This window comes from Streptomyces sp. NPDC058086, from assembly GCF_042885015.1.
Classification (GTDB): domain Bacteria; phylum Actinomycetota; class Actinomycetes; order Streptomycetales; family Streptomycetaceae; genus Streptomyces.
This window is the reverse complement of record NZ_JBHVST010000051.1, coordinates 1-25,215: the sequence shown is the minus strand read 5'-3', so window position 1 is coordinate 25,215 and position 25,215 is coordinate 1. Positions and strand designations below refer to the sequence as shown.

General features: G+C 69.9%; 20 protein-coding genes. 17 read left to right on the top strand and 3 right to left on the bottom strand.

All coding sequences use genetic code 11. The annotated features are described in order from the left end of the window. The first annotated feature begins 107 nt into the window (after positions 1–107). The 12 genes from rapZ (at position 108) to ACFVWD_RS32385 (ending at position 14,627) form a co-directional block, all read left to right on the top strand. Positions 108–995: an RNase adapter RapZ gene (rapZ, locus tag ACFVWD_RS32440; protein ID WP_075026813.1), complete on the top strand. Its 888-nt coding sequence runs from the start codon at positions 108–110 to the stop codon at positions 993–995. Beyond that, a complete protein-coding gene (gene yvcK / locus ACFVWD_RS32435) occupies positions 992–2,062 on the top strand; it encodes a uridine diphosphate-N-acetylglucosamine-binding protein YvcK (RefSeq protein ID WP_168508070.1) in 1,071 nt (356 codons plus the stop codon). The genes rapZ and yvcK overlap by 4 nt, the downstream gene beginning before the upstream one ends. Then, entirely contained in the window at positions 2,053–3,042 is a 990-nt protein-coding gene (gene whiA, locus ACFVWD_RS32430; RefSeq protein ID WP_389601272.1) for a DNA-binding protein WhiA, read from the top strand. The genes yvcK and whiA overlap by 10 nt, the downstream gene beginning before the upstream one ends. 163 nt (positions 3,043–3,205) lie before the next feature. Then, complete coding sequence (locus ACFVWD_RS32425; RefSeq protein ID WP_389601271.1) at positions 3,206–6,163, top strand: M14 family zinc carboxypeptidase; 2,958 nt, start codon at positions 3,206–3,208, stop codon at positions 6,161–6,163. Positions 6,164–6,353: 190 nt separating this feature from the next. Then, positions 6,354–7,364, top strand: a complete 1,011-nt coding sequence (gene gap / locus ACFVWD_RS32420) for a type I glyceraldehyde-3-phosphate dehydrogenase (RefSeq protein WP_389601269.1) — start codon at positions 6,354–6,356, stop codon at positions 7,362–7,364. Positions 7,365–7,494: 130 nt separating this feature from the next. Next, the gene (locus ACFVWD_RS32415; protein ID WP_389601267.1) at positions 7,495–8,706 is read left to right on the top strand and encodes a phosphoglycerate kinase; all 1,212 of its coding nucleotides are present in this window, start codon (positions 7,495–7,497) and stop codon (positions 8,704–8,706) included. A 6-nt stretch (positions 8,707–8,712) separates the two neighbouring features. Then, a complete protein-coding gene (gene tpiA, locus ACFVWD_RS32410; RefSeq protein WP_389601266.1) occupies positions 8,713–9,489 on the top strand; it encodes a triose-phosphate isomerase in 777 nt (258 codons plus the stop codon). A gap of 125 nt (positions 9,490–9,614) precedes the next feature. Further along, entirely contained in the window at positions 9,615–9,851 is a 237-nt protein-coding gene (gene secG / locus ACFVWD_RS32405; protein WP_006373292.1) for a preprotein translocase subunit SecG, read from the top strand. A 236-nt stretch (positions 9,852–10,087) separates the two neighbouring features. Continuing rightward, entirely contained in the window at positions 10,088–10,423 is a 336-nt protein-coding gene (locus tag ACFVWD_RS32400; protein ID WP_075026247.1) for an RNA polymerase-binding protein RbpA, read from the top strand. 188 nt (positions 10,424–10,611) lie between these two features. Then, positions 10,612–11,880, top strand: coding sequence for an MFS transporter (locus tag ACFVWD_RS32395; protein ID WP_389601264.1), 1,269 nt, complete (start codon positions 10,612–10,614; stop codon positions 11,878–11,880). A 72-nt stretch (positions 11,881–11,952) separates the two neighbouring features. Beyond that, entirely contained in the window at positions 11,953–13,605 is a 1,653-nt protein-coding gene (gene pgi, locus ACFVWD_RS32390; RefSeq protein WP_389601263.1) for a glucose-6-phosphate isomerase, read from the top strand. Positions 13,606–13,706: 101 nt separating this feature from the next. Then, positions 13,707–14,627, top strand: a complete 921-nt coding sequence (locus tag ACFVWD_RS32385; RefSeq protein ID WP_389601262.1) for a hypothetical protein — start codon at positions 13,707–13,709, stop codon at positions 14,625–14,627. A 19-nt stretch (positions 14,628–14,646) separates the two neighbouring features. Here ACFVWD_RS32385 and ACFVWD_RS32380 read toward each other — a convergent pair whose 3' ends face one another. From ACFVWD_RS32380 to ACFVWD_RS32370, 3 genes are read right to left on the bottom strand one after another with little or no spacing between them, the layout of a single operon-like run. Next, positions 14,647–16,938 carry an ABC transporter permease gene (locus tag ACFVWD_RS32380; protein WP_389601260.1) on the bottom strand — a complete coding sequence of 764 codons (2,292 nt, stop codon included), beginning with the start codon at positions 16,936–16,938 and terminating at the stop codon, positions 14,647–14,649. A gap of 5 nt (positions 16,939–16,943) precedes the next feature. After that, positions 16,944–17,690: an ABC transporter ATP-binding protein gene (locus ACFVWD_RS32375; protein WP_389601259.1), complete on the bottom strand. Its 747-nt coding sequence runs from the start codon at positions 17,688–17,690 to the stop codon at positions 16,944–16,946. Next, a complete protein-coding gene (locus ACFVWD_RS32370) occupies positions 17,687–18,202 on the bottom strand; it encodes a PadR family transcriptional regulator (RefSeq protein ID WP_389601257.1) in 516 nt (171 codons plus the stop codon). Before ACFVWD_RS32370 ends, ACFVWD_RS32375 begins: the two co-directional genes overlap by 4 nt. A 177-nt stretch (positions 18,203–18,379) precedes the next feature. On the opposite strand from ACFVWD_RS32370, the gene ACFVWD_RS32365 reads away from it, so the two are divergent. From ACFVWD_RS32365 to ACFVWD_RS32345, 5 genes are all read left to right on the top strand, one after another. Beyond that, positions 18,380–19,651: an ABC transporter substrate-binding protein gene (locus tag ACFVWD_RS32365; RefSeq protein WP_389601255.1), complete on the top strand. Its 1,272-nt coding sequence runs from the start codon at positions 18,380–18,382 to the stop codon at positions 19,649–19,651. Between the two features lie 199 nt (positions 19,652–19,850). Beyond that, positions 19,851–21,488 carry an alpha-amylase family glycosyl hydrolase gene (locus ACFVWD_RS32360; protein ID WP_389601253.1) on the top strand — a complete coding sequence of 546 codons (1,638 nt, stop codon included), beginning with the start codon at positions 19,851–19,853 and terminating at the stop codon, positions 21,486–21,488. An 84-nt stretch (positions 21,489–21,572) separates the two neighbouring features. After that, positions 21,573–22,898 carry an ABC transporter substrate-binding protein gene (locus ACFVWD_RS32355; RefSeq protein WP_389601252.1) on the top strand — a complete coding sequence of 442 codons (1,326 nt, stop codon included), beginning with the start codon at positions 21,573–21,575 and terminating at the stop codon, positions 22,896–22,898. 5 nt (positions 22,899–22,903) lie between these two features. Then, complete coding sequence (locus tag ACFVWD_RS32350) at positions 22,904–24,262, top strand: ABC transporter permease subunit (RefSeq protein WP_389601248.1); 1,359 nt, start codon at positions 22,904–22,906, stop codon at positions 24,260–24,262. Continuing rightward, positions 24,259–25,098 carry a carbohydrate ABC transporter permease gene (locus ACFVWD_RS32345; RefSeq protein WP_389601247.1) on the top strand — a complete coding sequence of 280 codons (840 nt, stop codon included), beginning with the start codon at positions 24,259–24,261 and terminating at the stop codon, positions 25,096–25,098. The genes ACFVWD_RS32350 and ACFVWD_RS32345 overlap by 4 nt, the downstream gene beginning before the upstream one ends. Positions 25,099–25,215: the final 117 nt, after the last annotated feature.

Sequence of the window (25,215 nt, the reverse complement as noted above, 5' to 3'; positions counted from 1 at the left end):
AAGAGAACCCAGCACAGACCGAGCAACCGGCCGAGCAACCGGCCGGACCGCAGACCGGACAGACGGCCGCACCACAGGCCGCCGACGACACCCAGGGGGGTACGACGATGGAGACGCCCGCGGTGCCCGAAGCCGCCATCCCCGAGCTGGTGATCATCTCCGGGATGTCCGGGGCGGGCCGGTCGACGGCCGCCAAGTGTCTGGAGGACCTCGGCTGGTTCGTCGTCGACAACCTGCCGCCCGCGCTGATCCCCACGATGGTGGAGCTCGGCGCCCGCTCGCAGGGCAACGTGGCGAGGATCGCGGTCGTCGTCGACGTACGAGGCCGCCGCTTCTTCGACAACCTCCGCGAGTCCCTCGCCGACCTGGAGGCGAAGAACGTCACCCGGCGGATCGTCTTCCTGGAGTCCTCCGACGAGGCCCTGGTGCGCCGCTTCGAGTCCGTGCGCCGTCCGCACCCCCTCCAGGGCGACGGCCGCATCGTCGACGGCATCGACGCCGAGCGCGAGCTGCTGCGTGAGCTGCGCGGCGACGCCGACCTGGTCATCGACACCTCCAGCCTGAACGTGCACGAGCTGCGCGCCAAGATGGACGCCCAGTTCGCCGGCGAGGAGGAGCCCGAGCTGCGGGCCACCGTCATGTCCTTCGGCTTCAAGTACGGCCTTCCGGTCGACGCCGACCTGGTCGTGGACATGCGCTTCCTGCCCAACCCGCACTGGGTCCCGGAGCTGCGCCCCTTCACCGGCCTGAACGAGGAGGTGTCGGCGTACGTCTTCAACCAGCCCGGCGCCAAGGAGTTCCTCGACCGCTACACCGAGCTGCTCCAGCTCATCGCCGCCGGCTACCGCCGCGAGGGCAAGCGCTATGTGACCATCGCGGTCGGCTGCACCGGCGGCAAGCACCGCTCGGTCGCCACCTCCGAGAAGCTCGCCGCTCGCCTCGCCTCGCAGGGCGTGGAGACCGTGGTCGTCCACCGGGACATGGGGCGCGAGTGACCGGACGTGCCGCACTGCGGCTGAGCAGGCTGCGCCGGGTCGCCTCCGAGGGACGCGGCGACAGGCCCGCCGAGGCGCGCGGCGGGAAGCCGCGCCGCCGCGGTGCCCAGCCCAAGGTCGTCGCCCTCGGCGGCGGCATGGGGCTGTCCGCCTCGCTCGCCGCGCTGCGCCGGATCACCGGCGACCTCACCGCCGTCGTCACCGTGGCCGACGACGGCGGTTCCAGCGGGCGCCTGCGCGACGAGCTGGGCGTGCTGCCGCCCGGCGACCTGCGCAAGGCCCTGGCCGCACTGTGCGGCGACGACGACTGGGGCCAGACCTGGGCCCGCGTCATCCAGCACCGCTTCCAGTCCCAGGGCGATCTGCACGAGCACGCGGTCGGCAATCTGCTGATCGTCGCCCTGTGGGAACAGCTCGGCGACCATGTCCAGGCCCTGGACCTGGTCGGCAGGCTCCTCGGCGCGCACGGCCGGGTGCTGCCCATGTCCGCCGTACCCCTGGAGCTCCAGGCCCTGGTCAAGGGGCACGACCCGGAGCGGCCCGAGGACGTGGACACGGTACGGGGACAGGCGACCGTGGCCCTCACCCCCGGTGAGGTGCAGTCCGTGCACGTCGTCCCCGCCGACCCGCCGGCCGTCCCCGAGGCCGTGGCGGCGGTCCTCGACGCGGACTGGGTGGTCCTCGGCCCCGGCTCCTGGTTCTCCTCGGTGATTCCGCACCTTCTCGTGCCCGAGCTCCTCGATGCGCTCACCGAGACGAAGGCGCGCCGGGTACTCTCCCTGAACCTCGCCCCGCAGCCCGGAGAAACCGAGGGCTTCTCCCCGCAGCGTCATTTGGAGGTTTTGGGACGACACGCCCCTAAACTCGCCCTGGACGTGGTGCTGGCCGACGAGGCCGCCGTGCCCGATCGCGACTCACTCACCGACGCCGCCAAGCGGTTCGGCGCCGCGGTCGAGCTGGCGCCGGTGGCCCGGACCGACGGATCTCCGCGGCACGACCCGGAGCTGTTGGCCGCCGCGTACGACCGTATTTTTCGGATGCATGGAAGGATCGGCCCATGGCGATGACGGCAGCGGTGAAGGATGAAATTTCCCGGCTCCCCGTCACCCGGACCTGCTGCAGAAAGGCGGAGGTCTCCGCCATTCTGCGGTTCGCCGGCGGCCTCCACCTGGTGAGCGGCCGGATTGTGATCGAGGCGGAGCTGGACACCGCGATGGCGGCGCGCCGGCTGAAGCGGGACATTCTGGAGATCTTCGGCCACAGCTCCGAACTGATCGTGATGGCGCCCGGCGGTCTGCGCCGCGGCTCCCGGTATGTCGTACGGGTCGTCGCGGGTGGCGACCAGCTGGCCCGCCAGACGGGGCTCGTGGACGGTCGTGGCCGTCCGATCCGGGGCCTCCCGCCGCAGGTGGTCTCGGGGGCCACCTGCGACGCCGAGGCGGCCTGGCGCGGGGCCTTCCTGGCGCACGGCTCGCTCACCGAGCCGGGCCGCTCCTCCTCCCTGGAGGTGACCTGCCCGGGTCCGGAGGCCGCGCTCGCGCTCGTCGGCGCCGCTCGTCGGCTCTCGATCGCCGCGAAGGCCCGCGAGGTGCGCGGCGTGGACCGCGTGGTCGTCCGTGACGGAGACGCGATCGGCGCGCTGCTCACCCGCCTCGGAGCGCACGAGTCGGTGCTGGCCTGGGAGGAGCGGCGGATGCGCCGCGAGGTCCGCGCCACGGCCAACCGGCTCGCCAACTTCGACGACGCCAACCTGCGCCGCTCGGCCCGTGCCGCCGTCGCCGCCGGGGCCCGCGTGCAGCGCGCCCTGGAGATCCTCGCGGACGAGGTGCCCGAGCACCTCGCGGCCGCCGGACGGCTGCGCATGGAGCACAAGCAGGCCTCCCTGGAGGAGCTGGGCGCGCTCGCCGAACCGCCGCTGACCAAGGACGCCGTCGCCGGCCGTATCCGGCGGCTGCTCGCGATGGCCGACAAGCGGGCCCAGGATCTCGGCATCCCCGGGACGGAGTCGAACCTCACCGAGGAGATGGCGGACAACCTCGCCGGCTGACTGGTCCGATCGATCGCCAGAAGCCCAACACGCCGGTGCCGATGCCCACTTGGGACATCGGCACCGGCGTTTGTGTTCCTGTGAGGCACCCTTGACTTGACCATGAAGTGTCATGAGCCTGGCATCTGTTCGCTGCTGTGGCGGACTCACGCAAGGGGGGCTCATGAGACGAAGAGCGAGAGCGATCCTCGCTACGGGCGCGCTCCTGCTGGGCGGTGCGGGCATGGCGCCCATCGCCCAGGCGCAGAACGGCGGTTCACCCAAGCCCGACGCGAACGCCGTGAAGGTGTTCCACGCGGAGATCACGAAGCAGCAGGTACCCCTGCTGCTCGCGGCCGGGCAGGACGGCCACGAACTCGGCGACACGACGTGGAAGAACGGCAAGAGCGCGGTCGAGGTCTACGTCACCGACCAGCAGGCCAAGAAGCTGGAGAAGCAGGGCGTCGACCTCACCGAGCACACCCTGACGGCCAAGGCCGAAGCACGGGTGGAGAAGGCGGCCCAGGGCGTGTTCCGCCCGTACAGCGGCAAGGGCAATCTCCAGGAGGAGATCGTCAAGACCGGCGCCGCCCACCCCGACCTCACCAAGGTCGTCTCCATCGGCAAGACGGTCAACGGCCAGGACATCCTCGCGCTCAAACTGACCAAGGGCGCGAAGAAGACCAAGGACGGCTCCAAGCCGTCCGTGCTGTACCTGTCCAACCAGCACGCGCGCGAGTGGATCACGCCCGAGATGACACGGCGTCTGATGCACTACTACTTGGACAACTACTCCACGGACAAACGCATCAAGAAGATCGTCGACTCCACCGAGCTGTGGTTCGTCCTGTCGGCCAACCCCGACGGCTACGACTACACGTTCAAGGACGCCGACGCCCGCCAGTGGCGCAAGAACCTGCGGGACGTGAACGGCGACGGGGTCATCTCCACCGGTGACGGTGTCGACCTCAACCGCAACTTCGCCTACAAGTGGGGCTACGACGACGAGGGTTCGTCACCCAACCCCACCAGTGAGACCTATCGCGGCGCGAGCCCCGGCTCCGAGCCCGAGACCAAGGCGCTCGACGCCTTCGAGAAGCGGATCGGCTTCACGTACGGCATCAACTACCACTCCGCCGCCCAACTGCTCCTCTACGGAGTGGGCTGGCAGGTGGCGACGCCCACCCCGGACGACGTGCTCTACAAGGCGCTCGCCGGAACCCCCGAGCACTCCGCGATCCCGGGCTACCACCCCCAGGTCTCCTCGGAGCTCTACACGACCAACGGCGAGGCGGACGGCCACGCGGGCAACGTCAACGGCATGGCGATGTTCACCCCCGAGATGTCGACCTGCCAGACCGCCTCGGACATCGACCCGAACGACGCCTGGAACGCGGCCGACTGCGCCTCGGTCTTCACCTTCCCGGACGACGAGAAGCTGATCGAGCAGGAGTTCGAGAAGAACGTCCCGTTCGCGCTCTCCGTCGCCGAGACCGCGGCCCACCCCGACCAGCCGTCGTCCTCGGTGGGCCTCGACGCACCCGACTTCACCCCGGCCCCCTTCACGACGTCGTACTCCCGCGGCGCCGACCAGGAGGTCTCCGTCGTCGTCCGCAGGTCCGTACGCGACAAGGAGCTCAAGTACCGCGTCAACGGCGGCCGTACGCTGGACATGGCGCTCAAGGCCTGGAAGGGCGGCGAGACCTACGGCGGCAAGGACAACCTCTACTTCGACGAGTACCGCGCCAAGGTGAAGGACGGCGACCCCGGCGACAAGGTCGAGGTGTGGTTCACCGGTGAGACCAGGAACGGCAAGAAGACCTCCAGTACGCGCTTCACGTACACCGTGGCCCAGCGGCCCGGTGCCGACACGCTGGTCGTCGCCGAGGAGGGCGCGACCGCCACGCAGTCCCAGGCCTACGTCGACGCCCTGAAGGCCAACGGCAAGAAGCCCCTCGTCTGGGACGTGGCGGCCCTGGGCGCGCCCGACGCGCTCGGCGTGCTCGACCACTTCAAGACGGTCGTCCACTACACCGGCGCCGCCCGGCCGGGCAACGCCACCCAGCTCCAACTGCGCGCCTTCCTCAACGAGGGCGGCAAGCTGATCGAGGCGGGCGAGCAGGCCGGCGGCAACGTCGACCTCGGCGGCGGCACCCTTTCGAACGACTTCAGCCAGTACTACCTGGGTGCCTACTCCCGTACGTCCACTCCGGGGGCCAACGGATTCGCCGGCTCCGGAAAGCTCACCGGCTTCACGGGAGCACTCGGCGACGCGCCCGGCAATCCGCTGAACTCGGCGGGTACCTACGGCGTCACCTCGGACTCGCTGGCGGCCGCGCAGTACCCGCAGTTCGCGTCGAGCGCGGGAGCGGGCCAGTTCGCCGGGACCGTCAACCCGTACGGGCCCTACGCGGGCTCGTACATGGCCGCCGCCGTGCACACCGACGACGCCTACAAGCGCCTCACCCGGACCATCGACCTCACCGGTGTCGGCGCCGCCGACAAGCCGACGCTGCGCACCCAGCTCCTGTGGGACACCGAGCCCGGCTACGACCACGCGGTGATCGAGGCCCACACCACCGGGGCCGACGACTGGACGACCCTCCCCGAGGCGGGCGGCGCCACCAGCACCGCGGTCCCCGCGGAGTGCGAGGCCGGATTCCTGGTCAGGGAGCACCCGTTCCTCAAGCGGTACCTGACGGTGAGTTCCACCGGCTGCGCCAACACCGGTACCAGCGGGGCGTGGAACAGCTTCACCGGCGCCTCCAGCGGCTGGCAGCAGGTCAACTTCGACCTCAGCGCGTACGCCGGCAAGTCGGTCGAGGTGTCGCTGAGCTACATCACCGACCCGAACACCGGCGGTCACGGCGTCCTCGCGGACAACGCCTCCCTCGTCGTCGGCGGGGCGGCCACCGAGACCGAGGGCTTCGAGACCTCGCTCGGGCCCTGGAGCGCCTCCGGACCGCCTGCGGGCAGCCCCTCCGTGCTCAAGGACTGGGCGCGCTACGGAGAGCTGTTCAAGACGTACGGCGGCATCACCACGGACGACACCGTGCTACTGGGCTTCGGCCTGGAACACGTCACCGCGGCGGCCGACCGCGCGGCCCTCATCAAGAAGGCGCTCGGGGCGCTGAAGAGCTGACCCTGTGTGACTATCTCGTCAACACCGAGGGTGTTCCGTACCCCTACTGGTGGGTACGGAACACCCTGCCGTGTATGGGGCATCTCGATGTCACCGCAGACGCCTCAGGGAGGTAGGGTCGTAGGCGGTCGGGGACATCCCATACAACTCGCCGGCACTGAGTCGGCGTACCTAACGAGGAGATCGGTTCGTGACGATCCGCGTAGGCATCAACGGCTTTGGCCGCATCGGTCGTAACTACTTCCGCGCGCTGCTGGAGCAGGGTGCTGACATCGAGATCGTGGCTGTCAACGACCTGGGTGACACCGCGACCACCGCTCACCTGCTGAAGTACGACACCATCCTGGGCCGCCTCAAGGCCGAGGTGTCGCACACCGCCGACACGATCACCGTCGACGGCCACACCATCAAGGTGCTCTCCGAGCGCAACCCCGCCGACATCCCGTGGGGCGAGCTGGGCGTCGACATCGTCATCGAGTCGACCGGCATCTTCACCAAGAAGGCCGACGCCGAGAAGCACATCGCCGGCGGCGCCAAGAAGGTCCTGATCTCGGCTCCGGCCAAGGACGAGGACATCACCATCGTGATGGGCGTCAACCAGGACAAGTACGACCCGGCGCAGCACAACATCATCTCCAACGCCTCCTGCACCACCAACTGTGTGGCGCCGATGGCCAAGGTGCTCGACGAGAACTTCGGCATCGTCAAGGGCCTGATGACGACGGTCCACGCGTACACGAACGACCAGCGCATCCTGGACTTCCCGCACTCGGACCTGCGCCGCGCCCGCGCCGCCGCCGAGAACATCATCCCGACCACGACCGGTGCCGCCAAGGCCACCGCCCTGGTCCTCCCGCAGCTCAAGGGCAAGCTGGACGGCATCGCCATGCGCGTCCCGGTCCCGACCGGCTCGGCCACCGACCTGGTCGTGACCCTCCAGCGCGAGGTCACCAAGGACGAGGTCAACGCCGCGTTCAAGAAGGCCTCCGACGACGGCGACCTCAAGGGCTACCTGTCGTACACCGAGGACCCGATCGTCTCCTCGGACATCGTCGGCGACCCGGCCTCCTGCACCTTCGACTCCTCCCTGACGATGGTTCAGGAGGGCAACTCGGTGAAGATCCTCGGCTGGTACGACAACGAGTGGGGCTACTCCAACCGCCTCGTCGACCTCACGGTCTTCGTCGGCGGCCAGCTCTAAGTCCCGGAGCAGGCACCTCTGATGTGAGAGCAGGGCTCGGGCAGCGCACAGCCGCGTTGTCCGAGCCCTGCTCTGTGCACGGATCGATCAGCCCTCCCGGACAACACAGAGCCCTCCTAGGAGTCCTTTCATGAAGACGATCGACGAACTTCTCGCCGAAGGCGTGGACGGCAAGCGGGTCTTCGTCCGCGCCGACCTGAACGTGCCGCTGGCCGACGGCCTCATCACCGACGACGGCCGTATCCGCGCCGTCCTGCCCACCATCAAGGCCCTCGCCGAAGCGGGCGCCAAGGTGGTCGTCGCCTCGCACCTGGGCCGCCCCAAGGGCGCCCCGGACCCGGCGTTCTCCCTGCTGCAGCCCGCCGAGCGTCTCGGTGAACTGCTCGGTGCCCCCGTGGCGTTCGCCCAGGACACCGTCGGGGCCGCCGCCCACGACGCCGTGAACGGCCTCCAGCCCGGCCAGGTCGCCGTGATCGAGAACCTGCGCTTCAACCCGGGCGAGACGTCCAAGGACGACACCGAGCGCGGCGAGTTCGCCGACCAGCTCGCCGCCCTGGCCGATGTCTACGTAGGCGACGGTTTCGGCGCCGTGCACCGCAAGCACGCCTCCGTGTACGACCTCCCGGCGCGCCTTCCGCACTACGCGGGCTACCTCATCGCCACCGAGGTCAACGTCCTGAAGAAGCTCACCGAGGACGTCAAGCGCCCCTACGTCGTCGCGCTCGGCGGCGCCAAGGTCTCCGACAAGCTCGCCGTCATCGACCAGCTGCTCGGCAAGGCCGACCGTCTGCTCATCGGCGGTGGCATGGCGTACACCTTCCTCAAGGCCAAGGGGTACGAGGTCGGCATCTCCCTCCTCCAGGAGGACCAGGTTCCGGCCGTCAAGGAGTACATGGACCGCGCGGAGAAGAACGGCGTCGAGCTGGTCCTCCCCGTCGACGTCCTGGTCGCTCCGGAGTTCCCGGACCTCAAGACCAAGGCCCCCGCCAACCCCACCACCGTCGCCGCGGACGCCATCCCGGCCGACCAGGAGGGTCTGGACATCGGTCCGGAGACCCGCAAGCTGTACGCCTCGAAGCTCGCCGACGCGGCCACCGTCTTCTGGAACGGTCCGATGGGCGTCTTCGAGCACCCCGACTACGCCGAGGGCACCAAGGCGGTCGCCCAGGCCCTCGTCGAATCCCCGGCCTTCACGGTCGTCGGCGGTGGCGACTCCGCCGCGGCCGTCCGCATCCTGGGCTTCGACGAGAAGGCATTCGGTCACATCTCGACCGGTGGCGGCGCCTCCCTCGAATACCTCGAGGGCAAGACGCTCCCCGGCCTCGCCGCACTGGAGGACTGACCCCGCATGACGACCCGTATGCCGCTGATGGCGGGCAACTGGAAGATGAACCTCAACCACCTCGAGGCCATCGCGCACGTCCAGAAGCTCGCCTTCGCCCTGGCCGACAAGGACTACGAGGCCTGTGAGGTCGCCGTCCTGCCGCCCTTCACCGACCTGCGCTCCGTGCAGACCCTGGTCGACGGCGACAAGCTCAAGATCAAGTACGGCGCGCAGGACCTCTCGGCGCAGGACTCCGGTGCCTACACCGGCGAGATCTCGGGCCCGATGCTGTCCAAGCTGAAGTGCACGTACGTGGCGATCGGCCACTCCGAGCGCCGGCAGTACCACAACGAGACCGACGAGATCGTCAACGCCAAGATCAAGGCCGCCTTCAAGCACGGCCTGACCCCGATCATGTGCGTCGGCGAGGAGCTGGAAATCCGCGAGGCGGGCAACCACGTCGCGCACACGCTCTCCCAGGTCGACGGGGGTCTCAAGGACGTCCCGGCCGAGCAGGCCGAGTCGATCGTGATCGCGTACGAGCCGGTCTGGGCCATCGGTACCGGCAAGGTCTGCGGCTCCGACGACGCCCAGGAGGTCTGCGCGGCGATCCGCGCCCGGCTGGCCGAGCTGTACTCCCAGGAAGTGGCCGACCAGGTCCGCATCCAGTACGGCGGCTCCGTGAAGTCCGGCAATGTCGCGGAGATCATGGCGAAGCCCGACATCGACGGCGCCCTGGTCGGCGGTGCCTCCCTGGACGCCGACGAGTTCGTCAAGATCGTCCGCTTCCGCGACCAGTAAGTATGCGCTAGCGGCGATTCGTCGTACCCTTGCGGGGGTCGTGGCCTTCGGAGTGGGCTTGAGGTGCTCACCCAGTAGGCTTCGGCCCCCGTCGTCCATTCAGTTCCGAGGAAGTTGGTCCAGCCGTGGTTTTGGGGTTCTCGATCGCCCTGATCGTCTTCAGCCTGCTGCTGATGCTGCTGGTGCTGATGCACAAGGGGAAGGGCGGCGGTCTCTCCGACATGTTCGGTGGCGGCATGCAGTCGTCCGTCGGTGGCTCCTCGGTCGCCGAGCGCAACCTCGACCGCATCACCGTGGTGATCGGTCTGCTCTGGTTCGCGTCCATTGTCGTGCTCGGCATCCTGATGAAGGTCAACAACTGATCACCGACCGGCATCGGTACAGCAGCACAACTGCACATTACGCAAGCACAATCCGCACGTAAGGCCCCATGTCCGGTACGCGCCCCCAGGCGCGGCCTATCATGGGGCTTGCGTCTAGGGGCCGGGGTGTAACTCCAATCACTGGACGCGCGTTGGGCCTTACGTAGACTGAGGCGCTCGCAGCGAAGCGTCACGCCGACTCGCTTCGCGGCACCATCACGCAGGGAGTTACGACCGTGGCAAGTGGCAACGCGATCCGAGGAAGCCGGGTCGGGGCGGGGCCGATGGGCGAGGCCGAGCGCGGCGAGTCCGCGCCACGGCTGCGCATCTCCTTCTGGTGCTCCAATGGGCACGAGACGGTGCCCAGCTTCGCCAGCGACGCGCAGGTTCCCGAGACCTGGGACTGCCCGCGCTGTGGCTTTCCCGCCGGACAGGACCAGGACAACCCGCCGGACCCGCCGCGCACCGAGCCGTACAAGACGCACCTCGCGTACGTACGGGAGCGGCGCAGCGACGCGGACGGCGAGGCGATCCTCGCTGAGGCGCTCGCCAAACTGCGGGGCGAAATCTAGGGGTTGAGAACCGGCCGGGCACCGAGGTGCCTGGCCGGATGTGTTTCGTACGCCGGGTCGCGCACGGGCGCACCGCCGGGGCGCACCGTCGTGCCGACCCGGTTGCGCAGCGCCCGCGGCGCTGCCGCGAGCCGATTGTCAGTGGTGCCCTCTACGGTTCTTGAAGTGGCGGAACCAGAGGGGGCGTTGTGACGACGGTCGAGGCGGCGGGGGTGCGGGCACCCGCGTGGCGCGGGGGCTTCGGGCGCCTGTGGAGCGCGGCGGTGGTGTCGCGCTTCGGGGACGCCCTGCGCACCGCCGCGCTGCCGCTGCTCGCCGTGCGGCTCACGGACGATCCGCTCGTCATCGCCTCCGTCACGGCCTGCGGCTACCTCCCCTGGCTCTTCTTCGGGCTGCTGGGCGGCGCGGTCGCGGACCGGGTGGACCAGCGGCGGGCGATGTGGGCCGTCGACACCGTGCGCGGCGGGCTGGTGGCCTGCTTCGCCCTCGCCGTCGGGCTCGGCCACGCCACGATCGGCCTGCTGATCATGCTCGCCTTCGCCCTGACCACCCTCCAGACGCTGTTCGACAACGCGTCCACGGCCCTGCTGCCCTCTCTGGTGGACAAAGAGGCCCTGGGCAGCGCCAATGCCCGGCTGATGAGCGGCCAGCAGTTCGCCGGCGGTTTCCTGGCCGGCCCCTTCGTGCCGCTGCTGCTCACTCTCGGTGCCGCCGCGCCGTTCGCGGTCGACGCGCTCACCTATCTGCTGGCCGCGGCCCTCGTGGCCTCCCTGCGGATCCGGGCGCCCGAGCGGGAGCCCCGGCCCGCCGGGAGCACCCTGCGGGCGGAGGTGGCCGAAGGAGTGCGCACCCTGTGGCACGACAGGGTGCTGCGCGCGGTCTGCACGGCCACACTGCTGTGCAACATCGGCATGGGGGCCCTGATCGCCACGCTGGTCCTGCACGTGACCGGCTGGCTGCACGCGGGAAGCGCGGGCTTCGCGGCCGCGATGACGGCCTACTCGGCCGGATCCCTGGCCGGGGGAGTGCCGGCCCAGTGGATCGCGCGCCGGATCGGACGGGTGCGGAGCCTGTTCCTGTGCGGATGCGTCCAGACGGCGGCCCTGGTACTCCTCGGCACCGTCCGCCACCTGGGTGCACTCCTCGTGGGCATGGCACTGCTCGGACTGATGGGCATGGTGTGGAACGTCAACCAGGTCACGCTGATGCAGCGGCGCAGTCCGGCAGCCATGGTGGGCCGCGTCAGCTCCGCGTTCCGCACCGCCTCCACCTCCGGGGCCCCGCTCGGCGCTCTGCTCGGCGGCACCGTGGCGGGTGCCTACGGGCTGAACGGGCCCGCGCTGTTCGCGGCCGTCCTCTTCGGGCTCGCCGTCATCTCGCTGATACCCGCGCATCTGCCGGACGTATCTGTTGTTGAGCCGGACGACGGCGCTACGACAGCTCTCGTCAAGCCCTGATCAATTAGGTTGGGACCGGCAGTGGGGCGAGGCAAGCAGCAGCACACGCAGGAAAGAAGGCGGAAGCCAGAGATGAACGCAGACAGCCGTGCCAGGCTCAACCAGACGCCCGAGTGGACCGCTCTGGCCAAGCACCGCGAGGAGCTCGCGGAGACCCATCTGCGGGACCTGTTCGCAACCGACCCCGGGCGCGGAACGGGGTACACCCTTCAGGTCGGCGATCTGCACGTCGACTACTCCAAGCACCTGGTCACCGACGAGACGCTGCGGCTGCTGCGCGAGCTGGCAGCGGCGACCGACGTCTTCGGGCTGCGGGACGCCATGTTCCGCGGCGAGAAGATCAACGTCACCGAGAACCGGGCCGTGCTCCACGTGGCGCTGCGCGCCCCGCGCGACGCGGTGATCGAGGTCGACGGGGAGAACGTCGTCCCCGGCGTGCACGCCGTGCTCGACAAGATGGCCGACTTCGCCGAGCGGGTCCGCTCCGGCGAGTGGACCGGCCACACCGGCAAGCGCATCAAGAACGTCGTGAACATCGGCATCGGCGGCTCCGACCTCGGCCCGGCGATGGCGTACGAGGTGCTGCGCTCCTTCACCGACCGCGACCTCACGGTCCGCTTCGTGTCGAACGTGGACGGCGCCGACCTGCACGAGGCCGTCCGTGACCTCGACCCGGCCGAGACGCTGTTCATCATCGCCTCGAAGACGTTCACCACCATCGAGACGATCACCAACGCGACCTCCGCGCGCGACTGGCTGCTGACCGAGCTGAAGGCCGGTCAGGAGGCCGTGGCCAAACACTTCGTGGCGCTGTCGACCAATGCCGAGAAGGTCGCCGACTTCGGTATCGACACGGCCAACATGTTCGAGTTCTGGGACTGGGTCGGCGGACGGTACTCGTACGACTCCGCGATCGGTCTGTCCCTGATGATCGCGATCGGTCCGGACCGCTTCCGGGAGATGCTCGACGGGTTCCATCTCGTCGACGAGCACTTCCGCACCGCGCCCGCCGAAACCAATGTGCCGCTGCTGATGGGCCTGTTGGGCATCTGGTACGGCAACTTCCACAACGCCCAGTCGCATGCGGTGCTGCCGTACTCGCATTACCTTTCGAAGTTCACGGCGTATCTGCAGCAGCTGGACATGGAGTCCAACGGCAAGTCCGTGGAGCGCGACGGACACGACGTGGAGTGGGAGACCGGCCCGGTCGTGTGGGGGACGCCCGGTACCAACGGGCAGCACGCCTACTACCAGCTCATCCACCAGGGCACGAAGTTGATCCCGGCGGACTTCATCGGCTTCGCCGAGCCGGTCGCCGATCTGCTGCCGGGGCTGGTCGCCCAGCACGACCTGCTGATGGCGAACTTCTTCGCGCAGACCCAGGCCCTCGCCTTCGGCAAGACGCCGGACGAGGTGCGCGCCGAGGGCGTGGCCGAGGAACTGGTCCCGCACAAGACGTTCAAGGGCAACCACCCGACGACGACGATTCTCGCGAGGGAGCTGTCGCCGTCGGTGCTCGGCCAGTTGGTCGCCCTCTACGAGCACAAGGTGTTCGTCCAGGGCGCGGTCTGGAACATCGACTCCTTCGACCAGTGGGGTGTCGAGCTCGGCAAGGTCCTCGCCAAGCGGGTCGAACCCGCGCTGACCGAGGGTGCGGAAGTGCCGGGCCTGGACGAGTCGACGAAGGCGCTCGTCGCGAAGTACCGGGAGCTGCGCGGCCGGTAGGCGCGGACGCGCGTGGGTCACGGAAAGCGGGCGGCGGGAGTCCGCCCGCTTCCCGTAGACTCCCGGGCGATCATGCACATGAAGGCTCGGGGGAGCGGAAGTTGACTGGTTCGCATGGGAGTTGGACGGGCGGCACGCTGACGGCGAGGTCGTTTCTGAAGCCGAAGCGGGTCGCGGAGGCGGTCTTCCATCCGGCGTGGATCCCGGAGGCGGTCGATCCGGGGGTGGAGCGGCTCAAGCGGGTACGGGTCATCGCCGGGGCGGTCGCGGCGGTCGGTGTCTACACCTTCGTGCAAGGCGGGTTCGCCTTCACGGAAATGCTGCAGAACATGCTGACGGCGTCCGTCGTGCTGCTGTTCATCACGCCGTTGACCGTCGGGGCGATGCTCTTCGTCTGGCGGCGCACCGGGACGGTCCGGCAGCTGCGGGTGCCGCTCGGCAACTCGTTCAAGCTGCTGCTGGCCTTCGTCGGGTCCATCGTCCTGACGGTGCTGATGTGGTGGCTCGCCGCCGGGGTCGGAGGGTTCGCCCTGGTGCTGGGGCTGGTGGCGATCTGGCTGACCGGGTTCGTCGGCTCGGGTGCGTTGAAGGTGTCCGGCAACTTCTTCGGTACGGCGGCGGTGCATCGCTGTCTGCCGCCGTTGCTCGCCACCGTGACGACGTGGCTGATGGCCATTCCGGACCTCGCCACGGGGGATCTGCACGGGCTCAGTCTCGGGATGGGGGTTGTCTTCATCCTGGGGGCGCCGGTGACGGTCACGGGGATAGCCGCGGTGGAGATGTACCGGTTGCGAAGTCGGCACGGGATACGGCTGGGGGCGCATCCGGCGTCGTTGCCGCCGCCGCGGCCCGCGTACACGCCGGGGGCCGGGTATGTGCCGCCGCAGGGCAACCCGTACGGGCTGGGTCCGGCGTACACGTACAACCAGGGCAACCCCTATGCGCCGGGGCCGCGGAACCCGTACAACCAAGGGCCGCGGAACCCGTACAACCAAGGACCGCAGAACCCGCACGGGTTCTGACGGCGCTCGGGTTCCGGGCTCAGGCCACCGCGCTCAGGGTGTCCGCGAGCCGTCGTCGGGCGGCGCGGCCCGCGGGGAACGCGGCGAGGGCGGCGGCACCCAGGACCGCGGCCAGACCGAACAGCGACAGCAGGAGGGGGGACGGCCCCCGGGCGATACCGGCGCCGATCCCGCTCGACTTCCCCTGGGCGTCGATCAGCCAGTGCGCCAGAGGCAGCCCCAGCGCCGTACCCGCGAGGACCGCTGCCAGCGCGGTGCAGGCGGTGCCCGTGACGGTGACCGCCGTGATCTGCCGCGGGGACAGCCCGATGGCCTTGAGTGCCAGCAGATCCCGCTCGCCCTCGCGCACGGTGCCGCCGATCGCGGTCAGCAGTTCGATGAGCCCGATGAGGGCCAGTACGGCGATCAGCCCGACGACGACGCCGCGCAGCGGCGAGAGGCCGTCGGCCGGGTTGGTCACGGCGTGCACGTCCAGGTGCCCGTGCCCGGCCGCGGTCAGCTCGGCGGCGACCTTGCCCGGGTCGGCGCCGGGGCGCAACTGGAGCTGGTAGAGGGTCGGGCGGAGCTCCGGGTCGTTCTCGCGCAGGGTGTCGAGCGAGGTGGAGATGACGCGGCCGCCGTTCTCCGGCTCGATGCTGCGGCCGACGATGTGCAGGATCTGCGGGCGCGCGCCGACGGTCATCCGCACCCAGTCCCCGACGCGCACGTCCAGCAGGTCGAGCAGCCCCTGACCGGCCACCGCCTCGTCGGGTCCGCGGGCCGGGCGGCCCTCGGCCAGCGTGAACGGGTACGGGTCCTGGTGCGTACCTAGCCCGCGCAGTGCGATCGTCGCCGTCTGGCCCGGAACCAGAGCGGCCACCTCGGCGCCCGGGTGCACGGCGGTGACCTGTGCGTTCCGGGCGAGCAGGGCGCGGGCCGCCGGATCGCCGAGGCTCTCGTCCGGGTGCGCCGTGAGCGCGGCCGCGAGGCCGATCCGCTCGGGTTCGCTGTGGAAGCGGTCGATGGTGGTCCACGCGCTCAGCGCGACCACGATCAGCAGCAGTGGCAGGGCGAGCCGGGCGACCGTGGCCAGCGAGCGCGGCCGCCGCGGGAACGCCTGGTGCCAGCCCAGCACGAGCGCGGGGGGCAGTCGCAGTCCGAGCGCCCGGCGGGCCACACCCGACAGGCGGCCGGCCGGCGGTGCCGCGGCCCGCAGCACCGGCACGGGGGGCACTCGGCCCGCCCGCCACGCCGCGATCCCGGTCGTCGCGCCGATGAAGAGCACCGCGGCCACCGGTACCGCCAACAGTGCCGCGGTGTGCCCGGGCAGTCCCTGCCAGACGCCCAAGGCGTCGCCGAGACGGCCGGGGATCCTGCTCCCCAGCGCCTGGGTGAGCGTGGCGGCGACCAGGGCGCCCAGCGACGCGTACACCACGTGCTGGATCAGGAAGATGCGCACCACCTGGGCGGGCGTGAACCCGATCGCCTTCAGTACCGAGATGTCCCGCAGGTGGCCGCGGATACGGGTGCCGATCGCGCCGTACACGGCGAGTGCGGCGGCGAGGAGCGCGCCGAGGCCGAACAGGCCCAGCACCTGTCCCAGCAGCCGGTTGTCGCCCTGGGCCTCGGCGCGGGCCTGCTGCCAGTTCGACACCTGGGTGACCGCGCCGGAGCCGAGCGCCGTCACCGCGCGCTGCACGGCGTAGTCCGTGTCGCCGGGATCGGTCAGACGCAGACCGATGACCTGGCCCGTACGTCCGTCCGCGCCCCACACCGCGGAGGGCAACGCCCAGACGACCCCCGACCGCTCGCCGGGGCGGTAGCGGGGCTCGGCGCTGTCGGCCACGCCCAGGACGGTCAGGGTGCGCGCGGTGCCGGGCACGGTGAGGGTGTCCCCGGGCTCGGCCCACAGTGCACGGGCGAGGCTGTCCTCCAGGACGACTCCGTCGGGCCGGGCGTGGTCGAGCCAGTGACCGGAGACGAGCAGCGGCCGACCGGTGGCGGGCGGCTCGACGGCGCCGCGCAGCTCGACATAGGCGCGGGTGCCGCGTGACTCGACGGTGGCGGACGCGGTGCGGTACGGGCCCGCCACGGACTCGACGCCGTCCAGCCGCGCGAGCCGCCCGGCGTCGGCGGACGCGCCGGTGTGGATCCACACATGGGCTCCGTGCGACTGCGTGAAGACGCGCTGCCAGGGGTTCGTCGCGTATCCGAAGAGCGCCGCGGCGAGCAGCAGCGAGGCGACGATTCCCGCGGTGGCCAGCACGATGAACAGCGCCTCGCCCCGATGCGTGCGCAGATCGGCATGCGCCCAGCGCAGAGTGGCCCGCACGCTGCTCAGTCCCTCAGTTCCAGCACGCCGGATATCCCGGCGCCGCGTGACGGCGTGCCGTCGAGTTCCGCGTCGTCGGCGATGCGGCCGTCGAAGAAGCTGATCACGCGGTCCGCGGCGCTGGCGAGCCGGGCGTCGTGGGTGACGAGCACGATGGTCTGACCGCGCTGGTGGAAGCGGGACAGCAGCCGCATCACCTCACGGGTGCCCTTGCTGTCCAGGCTGCCCGCGGGTTCGTCGGCCAGCAGCAGGGACGGATGGTTGACCAGTGCCCGGGCCAGGGCGACGCGCTGCTGTTCGCCGCCGGACAGCTCACCGGGCATGCTGCGTCCCTTGCCCTCCAGGCCCAGCTCGGACAGCAGCCGCTCGCGCTCGGCGCGCGCCCGCCTGGGGGAGACCCCGGCGAGCAGGGCGGGCAGCTCCACGTTGTCGGCGACCGACAGATTGGAGACCAGGTTGAAGAACTGGAAGACGATGCCGATGCGCCGTCGACGTTCCACCGCCCAGCGCGCCTCGCTGTACGCGTCCGTGCATTCGGCGTCCAGCCAGACGCTGCCGGAGTCGGGCCGCTGGAGGCCGCCGAGGAGGTGCAGCAGCGTCGACTTGCCGGCGCCGGACGGGCCGGTGACGGCCACGAACTCGCCCTGGCGCACGGCAAGATCCACTCCGCGTACGGCATACGCCGGGGCGCCCTCGCCGTAGTGGGTCTTGACCAGGCCCTCGGCGCGCAGCAAAGGACCGGTGTGGCTCATTCCAGACCCTCCAGTTCCTCCTGGCAGCGCTCCAGCCAGTCAAGATCGGCCTGCAGGTGCAGCATGGCGCCCTCGATCAGCAGCTGGGAGATGCGGTTGTCCCGGTCCTCGGCCGCGGCGAGCTTCGACAGGTTGCGCATGGTGTTCAGATACTGCCGCCGCTGCCTGTTGATCAGGGCGATCTGGTCGGCCAGGCCGGTTGTCGGGGCGAGCGCGAGTTTCATGAAGAACTCGTCCCGTACCCGGGGCTCGTCCGCAGTCTCCTGGTACCAGGAATGCAGCGCTTCGCGCCCGGTGTCGGTGAGGTGGTAGATCTTCTTGTTGGGCCGGCTCGACTGTTCGACTTCCTCGCCCTCGATCAGTCCCGTCTTCTCGAGGCGGCCGAGCGTGACGTAGATCTGGCCGACGTTGGGCTGAGGGTACGCGGAGCCCAGCAGTTGCTCAAGGTCCTGCTTGAGCTCGTACCCGTGGGCCGGGCCTCGCGCCAGCAGGGCCAGGAGGGGCAGCCGCACCCGTGCTCTCCTCCCCGCATCCTTGTCATGTGCCGCGCACCGATGTCAGGCCGCCGCCCGGTCGATGCGGCCGCAGGCCAATGTGTCGCAGGCCCTAGTATCGCCCATACCTAACAGGTATACATGGCCACTGACGCCGGGCGAAGGTGCCCGACGCCGGTGTACAGGGAGGAACCTATGCGGTGGATACGTGCCGCCGGTAGGGGCTTCCTGGTCGCAGCGGTGGTCCTGACCGGATACGTCGCCTCCGACACCCCGGCCGACGGGGCGCACGGCGCCGGTCGCGGCCCGCTCACCCTGGCGACCGCGGGCGACCTCACCGGCTATCTGGGGCCGCTGCTCGAAGGGTGGAACCGTACCCACGCCGGCGAGAAGGTGACCCTCGTCGAGCTCCCGGACTCCGCCGACGAGACGCACGCGCAGATGACGACCGACCTGCGCGGCGGTGGCAGAAGCCGCTTCGACGTCCTCAACATCGACGTCGCCTGGACCTCGGAGTTCGCCGCCGCGGGCTGGATCTCTCCGCTGGACCGCGGCCGCTTCCCGCTCCACAGCTTCCTGCCGCCGGTCGTGGACACGGCGACGTACGACGGAAGGCTGTACGCGGTCCCGTACGTCACCAACGCGGGACTCCTCCTGTACCGCAAGGACGTCCTCGCCAAGGAGGGCGTCGCGCCGCCGCGGACCTGGGCCGAGCTGGAGCGGCAGGCGAGGACCATCGCCCCGAAGTACGGACTCGACGGTTACGCCGGCCAGTTCCTGCCCTACGAGGGTCTCACCGTCAACGCGGCGGAGGCGGTCTACTCGGCGGGCGGCACCATCCTCGGCGACGAGGGCGAGCGCGTCACCGTGAACTCCGAGGCGGCCCGCGAGGGCATCGGGTTCCTCGCCGACGGCGTGCGCGACGGATGGATTCCGAAGAAGGCGCTGACGTACAAGGAAGAGGAGTCGAAACAGGCCTTCCAGGACGGCCACCTCCTCTTTCTGCGCAACTGGCCCTACGCCTACGTCGGTGCTTCCGGCAAGGGATCGGCGGTCGCCGGGAAGGTCGGCGCGGTCCCCCTGCCCGGACCCGACGGACCGGGCACGAGCGTGCTGGGCGGCTCCAACCTGGCCGTCAACACGCATGCGCGGCACCCCGATTCGGCCGCGCGCCTGATCGCGTACCTCACGACCGAGCGGGCGCAGCGCCAGGTCCTCACCAAGGGTGCGCTGCCGCCCGTACGGGCGGCGCTGTACCGGGACCCGGAGCTGATCCGGGAGTTCCCCTATCTGCCCACGCTGCGCGCCAGCGTCCTCGCGGCTGCCCCACGCCCCAAGAGCCCGCGTTACGACCAGGTCAGCCTGGTCGTGCAGGCCGTGGTCCACGACGCGATGACGGGGCAGGAGACGCCTTCCGCGGCGGTACGGCGGCTGGCGCGCGAGCTGGTGGCGATCTCACCCCGTTAGCACCCCGGCGGTGCCCTGTCGGCATCCTGCTAGTTACTTGTTAGGTAACGGGAGCATCCCATCTCCGGGTTTCGTGCCCGAAAAGTCTGCATATGGCTGCCCAACTTCCCAGTTGATGCTGCCTACTCGTTGACACCCGTGCGACACGCCTACTTAACATGCATGCATAACCACAGGCACGCACAGACAGGTCCAACGGGTGACCCTCAACACGCACCGCTGGTGGCGCGACGCAGTGATCTACCAGGTGTACGTCCGCAGCTTCCTGGACAGCACCGGTGACGGCATCGGCGATCTCGCCGGGGTTCGCGCGGGCATGCCGTACCTCAAGAAGCTCGGTGTCGACGGCATTTGGCTGAGCCCCTTCTACCCCTCGCCGCAGCACGACCACGGCTACGACGTCGCCGACTACTGCGACGTGGACCCGCTCTTCGGCGACCTCGCCGAGTTCGACCTGCTGATGACCGACGCCCGCCGCCTCGGCATCAAGGTGCTGTTGGACATCGTCCCCAACCACTGCTCCAGTGAGCACCCGTGGTTCCGGGCCGCGCTCGCGGCGGAGCCGGGCAGCCCGGCCCGTGCCCGCTTCCACTTCGCCGACGGACGCGGCCCGGAGGGCGCCGAGCCGCCCAACAACTGGCACGCCATGTTCGGCGGACCCGCCTGGTCCCGCGTCACCGAGGCGGACGGCAACCCCGGCCAGTGGTACCTGCACATGTTCACGTCCGAGCAGCCCGACCTGAACTGGCGCAACCCCGAGGTCGGCGCGCACTTCGACCAGGTGCTGCGGTTCTGGCTCGACCGGGGCGTCGACGGCTTCCGCATCGACGTCGCCGCCGGCCTCTTCAAGCACCCCGACCTGCCGGACTCGCCCGACCCTGAGGCCGACGCCCGTACCCGCGACTCGGTCAACCCGCTCGCCTGGAACCGGCCCGAGGTGCACGACGTGTGGCGCCACTGGCGGTCCGTCTGCGAGGAGTACACCGGGCGCGACGGCCGAGACCGGCTGCTGGTCGGCGAGGTCTCGGTGCCGACGGCCCGCGAACACGCCCAGTACGTACGCCCGGACGAGCTCCACCAGGCCTTCTTCTTCGACCTGCTCAGCGCGCCCTGGAACGCAGACGCCTTCCGCAAGGTCATTTCCGAGGCCATGCAGGACATAGCCGGCACCGGATCGACGGTCACCTGGGTCCTCAACAACCACGACCAGGTCCGCACCGTCACCCGCTACGGCGAGCTCGGCACCGAGGGCAGCGGCCTCGGTACGGCCCGTGCCCGCGCCGCCGCGCTGCTGATGCTGGCGCTGCCCGGAGCCGCGTACATCTACCAGGGCGAGGAGCTCGGGCTGCCCGAGGTCGTCGACCTGCCCGACGACGTGCTGACGGACCCGATCTTCCGCCGCACGGGAAGCCGCGCCCGTATCCGCGACGGCTGCCGGGTGCCGCTGCCCTGGTCCGGGCACACCTCGCCGTTCGGCTTCACCTCGGGTGCGGAGAGCGCCAAGCCGTGGCTGCCGCAGCCCGCCTACTTCGCCGAGTACGCCACCGACCGCGCGCTCGCCGACACCCGCTCCTTCTGGCACCTCTACCGCGACGGACTCCAGCTGCGCGCCGGACTCCCGCAGTTGGGCGAGGGTGCGCTGCGCTGGCTCCAGGCGCCACCCGGCGTCCTCGCCTTCGTCCGCGGCGACGGCCTGGTGTGCGCGGTCAACTTCGACGCGGCCCCGACGCCCGCACCGGTCTCCGGCACCCCGTTGCTGTCCAGCGGCCCCTGTCCGGCCGGCGTCCTGCCCGGCTCGACGGCCGCCTGGTGGATCAGCGACTGCACGAATCCCTGACCGTCCCTCCCTCCGCTTTCCGTTCCTCTGCCTTCCGTTCCTCTGGTTTCCGTCAATTCCCCTGCCCTGAAAGGGACATCAACGATGATGCGACGACGTACGACCCTGCTCGCGAGCTGCACCGCCCTCGCCCTGGCCCTCGGCGCCACCGCCTGCGGAGGCGGGCCCGTAGCCGCCGGAGGCGGCGGTAAGTCGCTCAGCGGCCAGACGATCACCGTGGCCGGTGTCTGGTCCGGCAGCGAGCAGAAGAACTTCCAGAAGGTCCTGGACGCCTTCACCGCGAAGACGGGCGCCAAGACCCAGTTCGTCTCCACCGGCGACAACGTCTCCACGGTCGTCGGCAGCAAGATCGAGGGCGGCAACGCCCCCGACGTGGTGATGGTCCCGCAGGTCGGCGTCCTCCAGCAGTTCGCGAAGGAGGGCTGGCTCAAGCCGCTCTCCAAGACCACCGAACAGTCCGTCGACACCAACTACGCGAGCGTCTGGAAGAAGTACGGCAGCGTCGGCGACACCTTCTACGGCCTGTACTTCAAGGCCGCCCACAAGTCGACCGTCTGGTACAGCCCCGACGCGCTCGACCAGGCCGGTGTCAAGCCGCCGACCACGTACGACGCCATGCTGAAGGCCGGACACGCCGTCTCCGACTCGGGCCTCGCCGCCTTCTCCGTCGCCGGACAGGACGGCTGGACGCTCACCGACTGGTTCGAGAACATCTACCTCTCCCAGGCGGGCCCCGAGAAGTACGACGCCCTGGCCGCCCACCGGCTGAAGTGGACCGACCCGACCGTGGTCAGGGCGCTCACCACCCTCGGCAAGCTCTTCAAGGACAAGCAACTGATAGCCGGCGGCCAGAAGGGGGCCCTGAACACGGACTTCCCCGGCTCCGTCGAGAAGGTCTTCGGACCCAAGCCCGAGGCGGGCATGGTCTATGAGGGCGACTTCGTCGCCGGGGTCGCCAAGGACCAGTTCGGCAAGAAGATCGGCCAGGACGCGAACTTCTTCCCCTTCCCCGCGGTCGACGGCGGCAAGGCGCCGGTGGTCAGCGGCGGCGACGCGGCCGTGGTCCTCAAGGACGGCAAGAACCAGAAGGCCGCCATGACGTTCCTGGAGTACCTGGCGACCCCCGAAGCCGCCGCCGTCTGGGCCGGGGCGGGCGGCTTCCTCTCCCCGAACAAGAAGCTCGACCTCGCCTCCTACAGCGACGACATCGCCCGCGAGACCGCCAAGTCCCTGGTCGCCGCCGGGGATTCGGTCCGCTTCGACATGTCCGACCAGGCCCCCGCCGCGTTCGGCGGCACCAAGGGCGCCGGCGAGTGGAAGATCCTCCAGGACTTCCTCCGTGACCCCTCGGACCCGAAGGCGACCGCGGCCGAACTGGAGAAGGCCGCGGCCAAGGCGTACCAGGGCTGATCACCATGACCGCCACCCTTGTGAAAGAGGCGAGCCCTCCGGCCGTCGGCATGGCCGACCACAGACGGCGCGCCAGGCGCCGCGGCCGGATCGTCGCCCTCGTCTTCGTCCTGCCCGCCCTGCTCCTGCTCGGCGCGCTCGTCGTCTACCCCGTGGTCTTCTCCGTGGGGCGCAGCTTCTTCGACGCCTCCGGCAACCGGTTCGTGGGTGGCGACAACTACACCGAGATGTTCCGCGACCCGGCCACGCTCAAGGCCGTACGCAACAGCGCCATCTGGGTCGTCGTCGCGCCGACGCTGCTCACCGGGCTCGGCCTGGTGCTCGCCGTCCTGGTCGAGAAGATCCGCTGGGCCACCGCGTTCAAGCTGCTGCTTTTCATGCCCATGGCGGTCTCCTTCCTGGCCGCCGGCATCATCTTCCGGCTCGCGTACGACGAGGACCCCGACAAGGGTGTCCTGAACGCCGCCGTGGTCGGCGTCCACGACGCGTTCGAGGGAACCTCGTCCTATCCGACCGCCCGCGCCCGCGACGGCCGAGGCCTCACCAAGGGCGCCGACGGTTCGTACCGTACGACCGCCTCCGCCTCGCCCGGCCACACGGTCGGCCTCGGGCTCGTCGGCGTCCTCTCCAAGGACCTGCCGAAGGACGCGAAGCCCGCCTACGCGGCCGCAGGGCAGAAAGCGGCCCGGGACGAGCTGCGCGGTGTCGTCTACCTGGACTTCACGCCCGGCGGGGGAGGGAGACAGGGCCAGGTCGACCGCGGGGAGAGCGGACTGCCCGGGATGAAGGTGGAGGCGGCGCGCGACGGGAAGACGGTCGCGAGCACGACCACCGCGGCCGACGGCTCCTTCCGCTTCCCCGGGCTGGATTCCGGCTCGTACACCGTGCGGCTGCCCGCTTCGAACTTCAGCCCGCCGTACGAGGGTGTGTCCTGGCTCGGTCCTGCGCTGGTCACCCCCGCCATCATCGGCGCGTACCTGTGGATCTGGACCGGCTTCGCCATGGTGCTGATCGGCGCCGGACTCGCCGCCCTGCCGCGCGACGCGCTGGAGGCGGCCCGGATGGACGGCGCCAACGAGTGGCAGATCTTCCGCCGGATCACCGTGCCGCTGCTGGCACCCGTGCTCACCGTGGTCTTCGTCACGCTCGTGATCAACGTGATGAAGGTCTTCGACCTCGTCTACATCATCGCGCCCGGACCGGTGCAGGAGGACGCCACCGTGCTCGCCACCCAGATGTGGCTGGTGTCCTTCGGCGGCGGCAACAACCAGGGCCTGGGCAGCGCACTCGGTGTGCTCCTCCTGCTCCTGGTCGTCCCCGCCATGGTCTTCAACGTCCGCCGCTTCCGAAGGAGTCAACGATGAACGCGCTCAGGCGGGGGCTCGGCAACGGCCTGGTGCAGGCGTTCCTGGTGATCGTCGGCCTGGTCTGGGTCACCCCGCTCGCAGGGCTCTTCCTCTCCTCGATGCGCTCGTCGCAGGACACCGCCAAGGGAGGCTGGTGGACGGCGCTGACCAGCCCCGGTCAGCTCTCCTTCGACAACTACTCCGCCCTCCTGGGCAATGCGGGGATGACGCGGGCGTTCTGGAACACCGTGCTGATCTCCGTGCCTGCCACCGTTCTCGTCGTGGTGATCGCGGCGCTCGCCGGATACGCCTTCGCCTGGCTGGAGTTCCCCTTCCGGGACACGATCTTCCTTGTCGTGGTGGCGTTGTTGGTGGTGCCGGTTCAGATCGGGCTGCTGCCGGTCGCCAAACTCTTCGGTGCGCTCGGGCTGTTCGGCACGATCCCCGGTGTCGTGCTCTTCCACGTCTCCTACGGGCTGCCGTTCGCCATCTTCCTGCTGCGCAACTACTTCGCGGAGATGCCGAAGGAGATGCTGGAGGCCGCCCGGATGGACGGTGGCAGCGAGTGGCGCATCTTCACCCGGCTGGTGCTGCCGGTCGGACGTCCGGCCATCGCGAGCCTGGCCATCTTCCAGTTCCTGTGGGTGTGGAACGACATGCTGGTCGCCCTGCTGTTCGCCGACAGTTCCTCGCAGCCGTTGACGGTCGAACTTCAGTCCCAGATACGGCAGTTCGGCAGCAACATCGATGTGCTGGCACCCGGGGCGTTTCTGTCGCTGATCGTTCCGGTGGTGGTGTTCTTCGCGTTCCAGCGGCACTTTGTGCAGGGGGTGATGGCCGGGTCGGTGAAGTGACGGGCTTTCTCGCCCCCGCCAAAAGACTCGCGAGGTTCGAGCGGCCCCGCTTTAGGCGGGGGGGCGGACGGGCGGAACAGGGGGTGGGGGGGAGCCGCCGGGCGGGGCAGTGGGCGG

Coding starts and splice junctions, on each gene's coding strand:
- tpiA (WP_389601266.1), top strand. CDS start 8,713: ATGACGACCCGTATGCCGCTGATGGCGGGCAACTGGAAGATGAACCTC.
- rapZ (WP_075026813.1), top strand. CDS start 108: ATGGAGACGCCCGCGGTGCCCGAAGCCGCCATCCCCGAGCTGGTGATC.
- whiA (WP_389601272.1), top strand. CDS start 2,053: ATGGCGATGACGGCAGCGGTGAAGGATGAAATTTCCCGGCTCCCCGTC.
- ACFVWD_RS32355 (WP_389601252.1), top strand. CDS start 21,573: ATGATGCGACGACGTACGACCCTGCTCGCGAGCTGCACCGCCCTCGCC.
- ACFVWD_RS32375 (WP_389601259.1), bottom strand. CDS start 17,690: ATGAGCCACACCGGTCCTTTGCTGCGCGCCGAGGGCCTGGTCAAGACC.
- pgi (WP_389601263.1), top strand. CDS start 11,953: ATGAACGCAGACAGCCGTGCCAGGCTCAACCAGACGCCCGAGTGGACC.
- ACFVWD_RS32345 (WP_389601247.1), top strand. CDS start 24,259: ATGAACGCGCTCAGGCGGGGGCTCGGCAACGGCCTGGTGCAGGCGTTC.
- ACFVWD_RS32425 (WP_389601271.1), top strand. CDS start 3,206: ATGAGACGAAGAGCGAGAGCGATCCTCGCTACGGGCGCGCTCCTGCTG.
- ACFVWD_RS32415 (WP_389601267.1), top strand. CDS start 7,495: ATGAAGACGATCGACGAACTTCTCGCCGAAGGCGTGGACGGCAAGCGG.
- ACFVWD_RS32350 (WP_389601248.1), top strand. CDS start 22,904: ATGACCGCCACCCTTGTGAAAGAGGCGAGCCCTCCGGCCGTCGGCATG.
- ACFVWD_RS32365 (WP_389601255.1), top strand. CDS start 18,380: ATGCGGTGGATACGTGCCGCCGGTAGGGGCTTCCTGGTCGCAGCGGTG.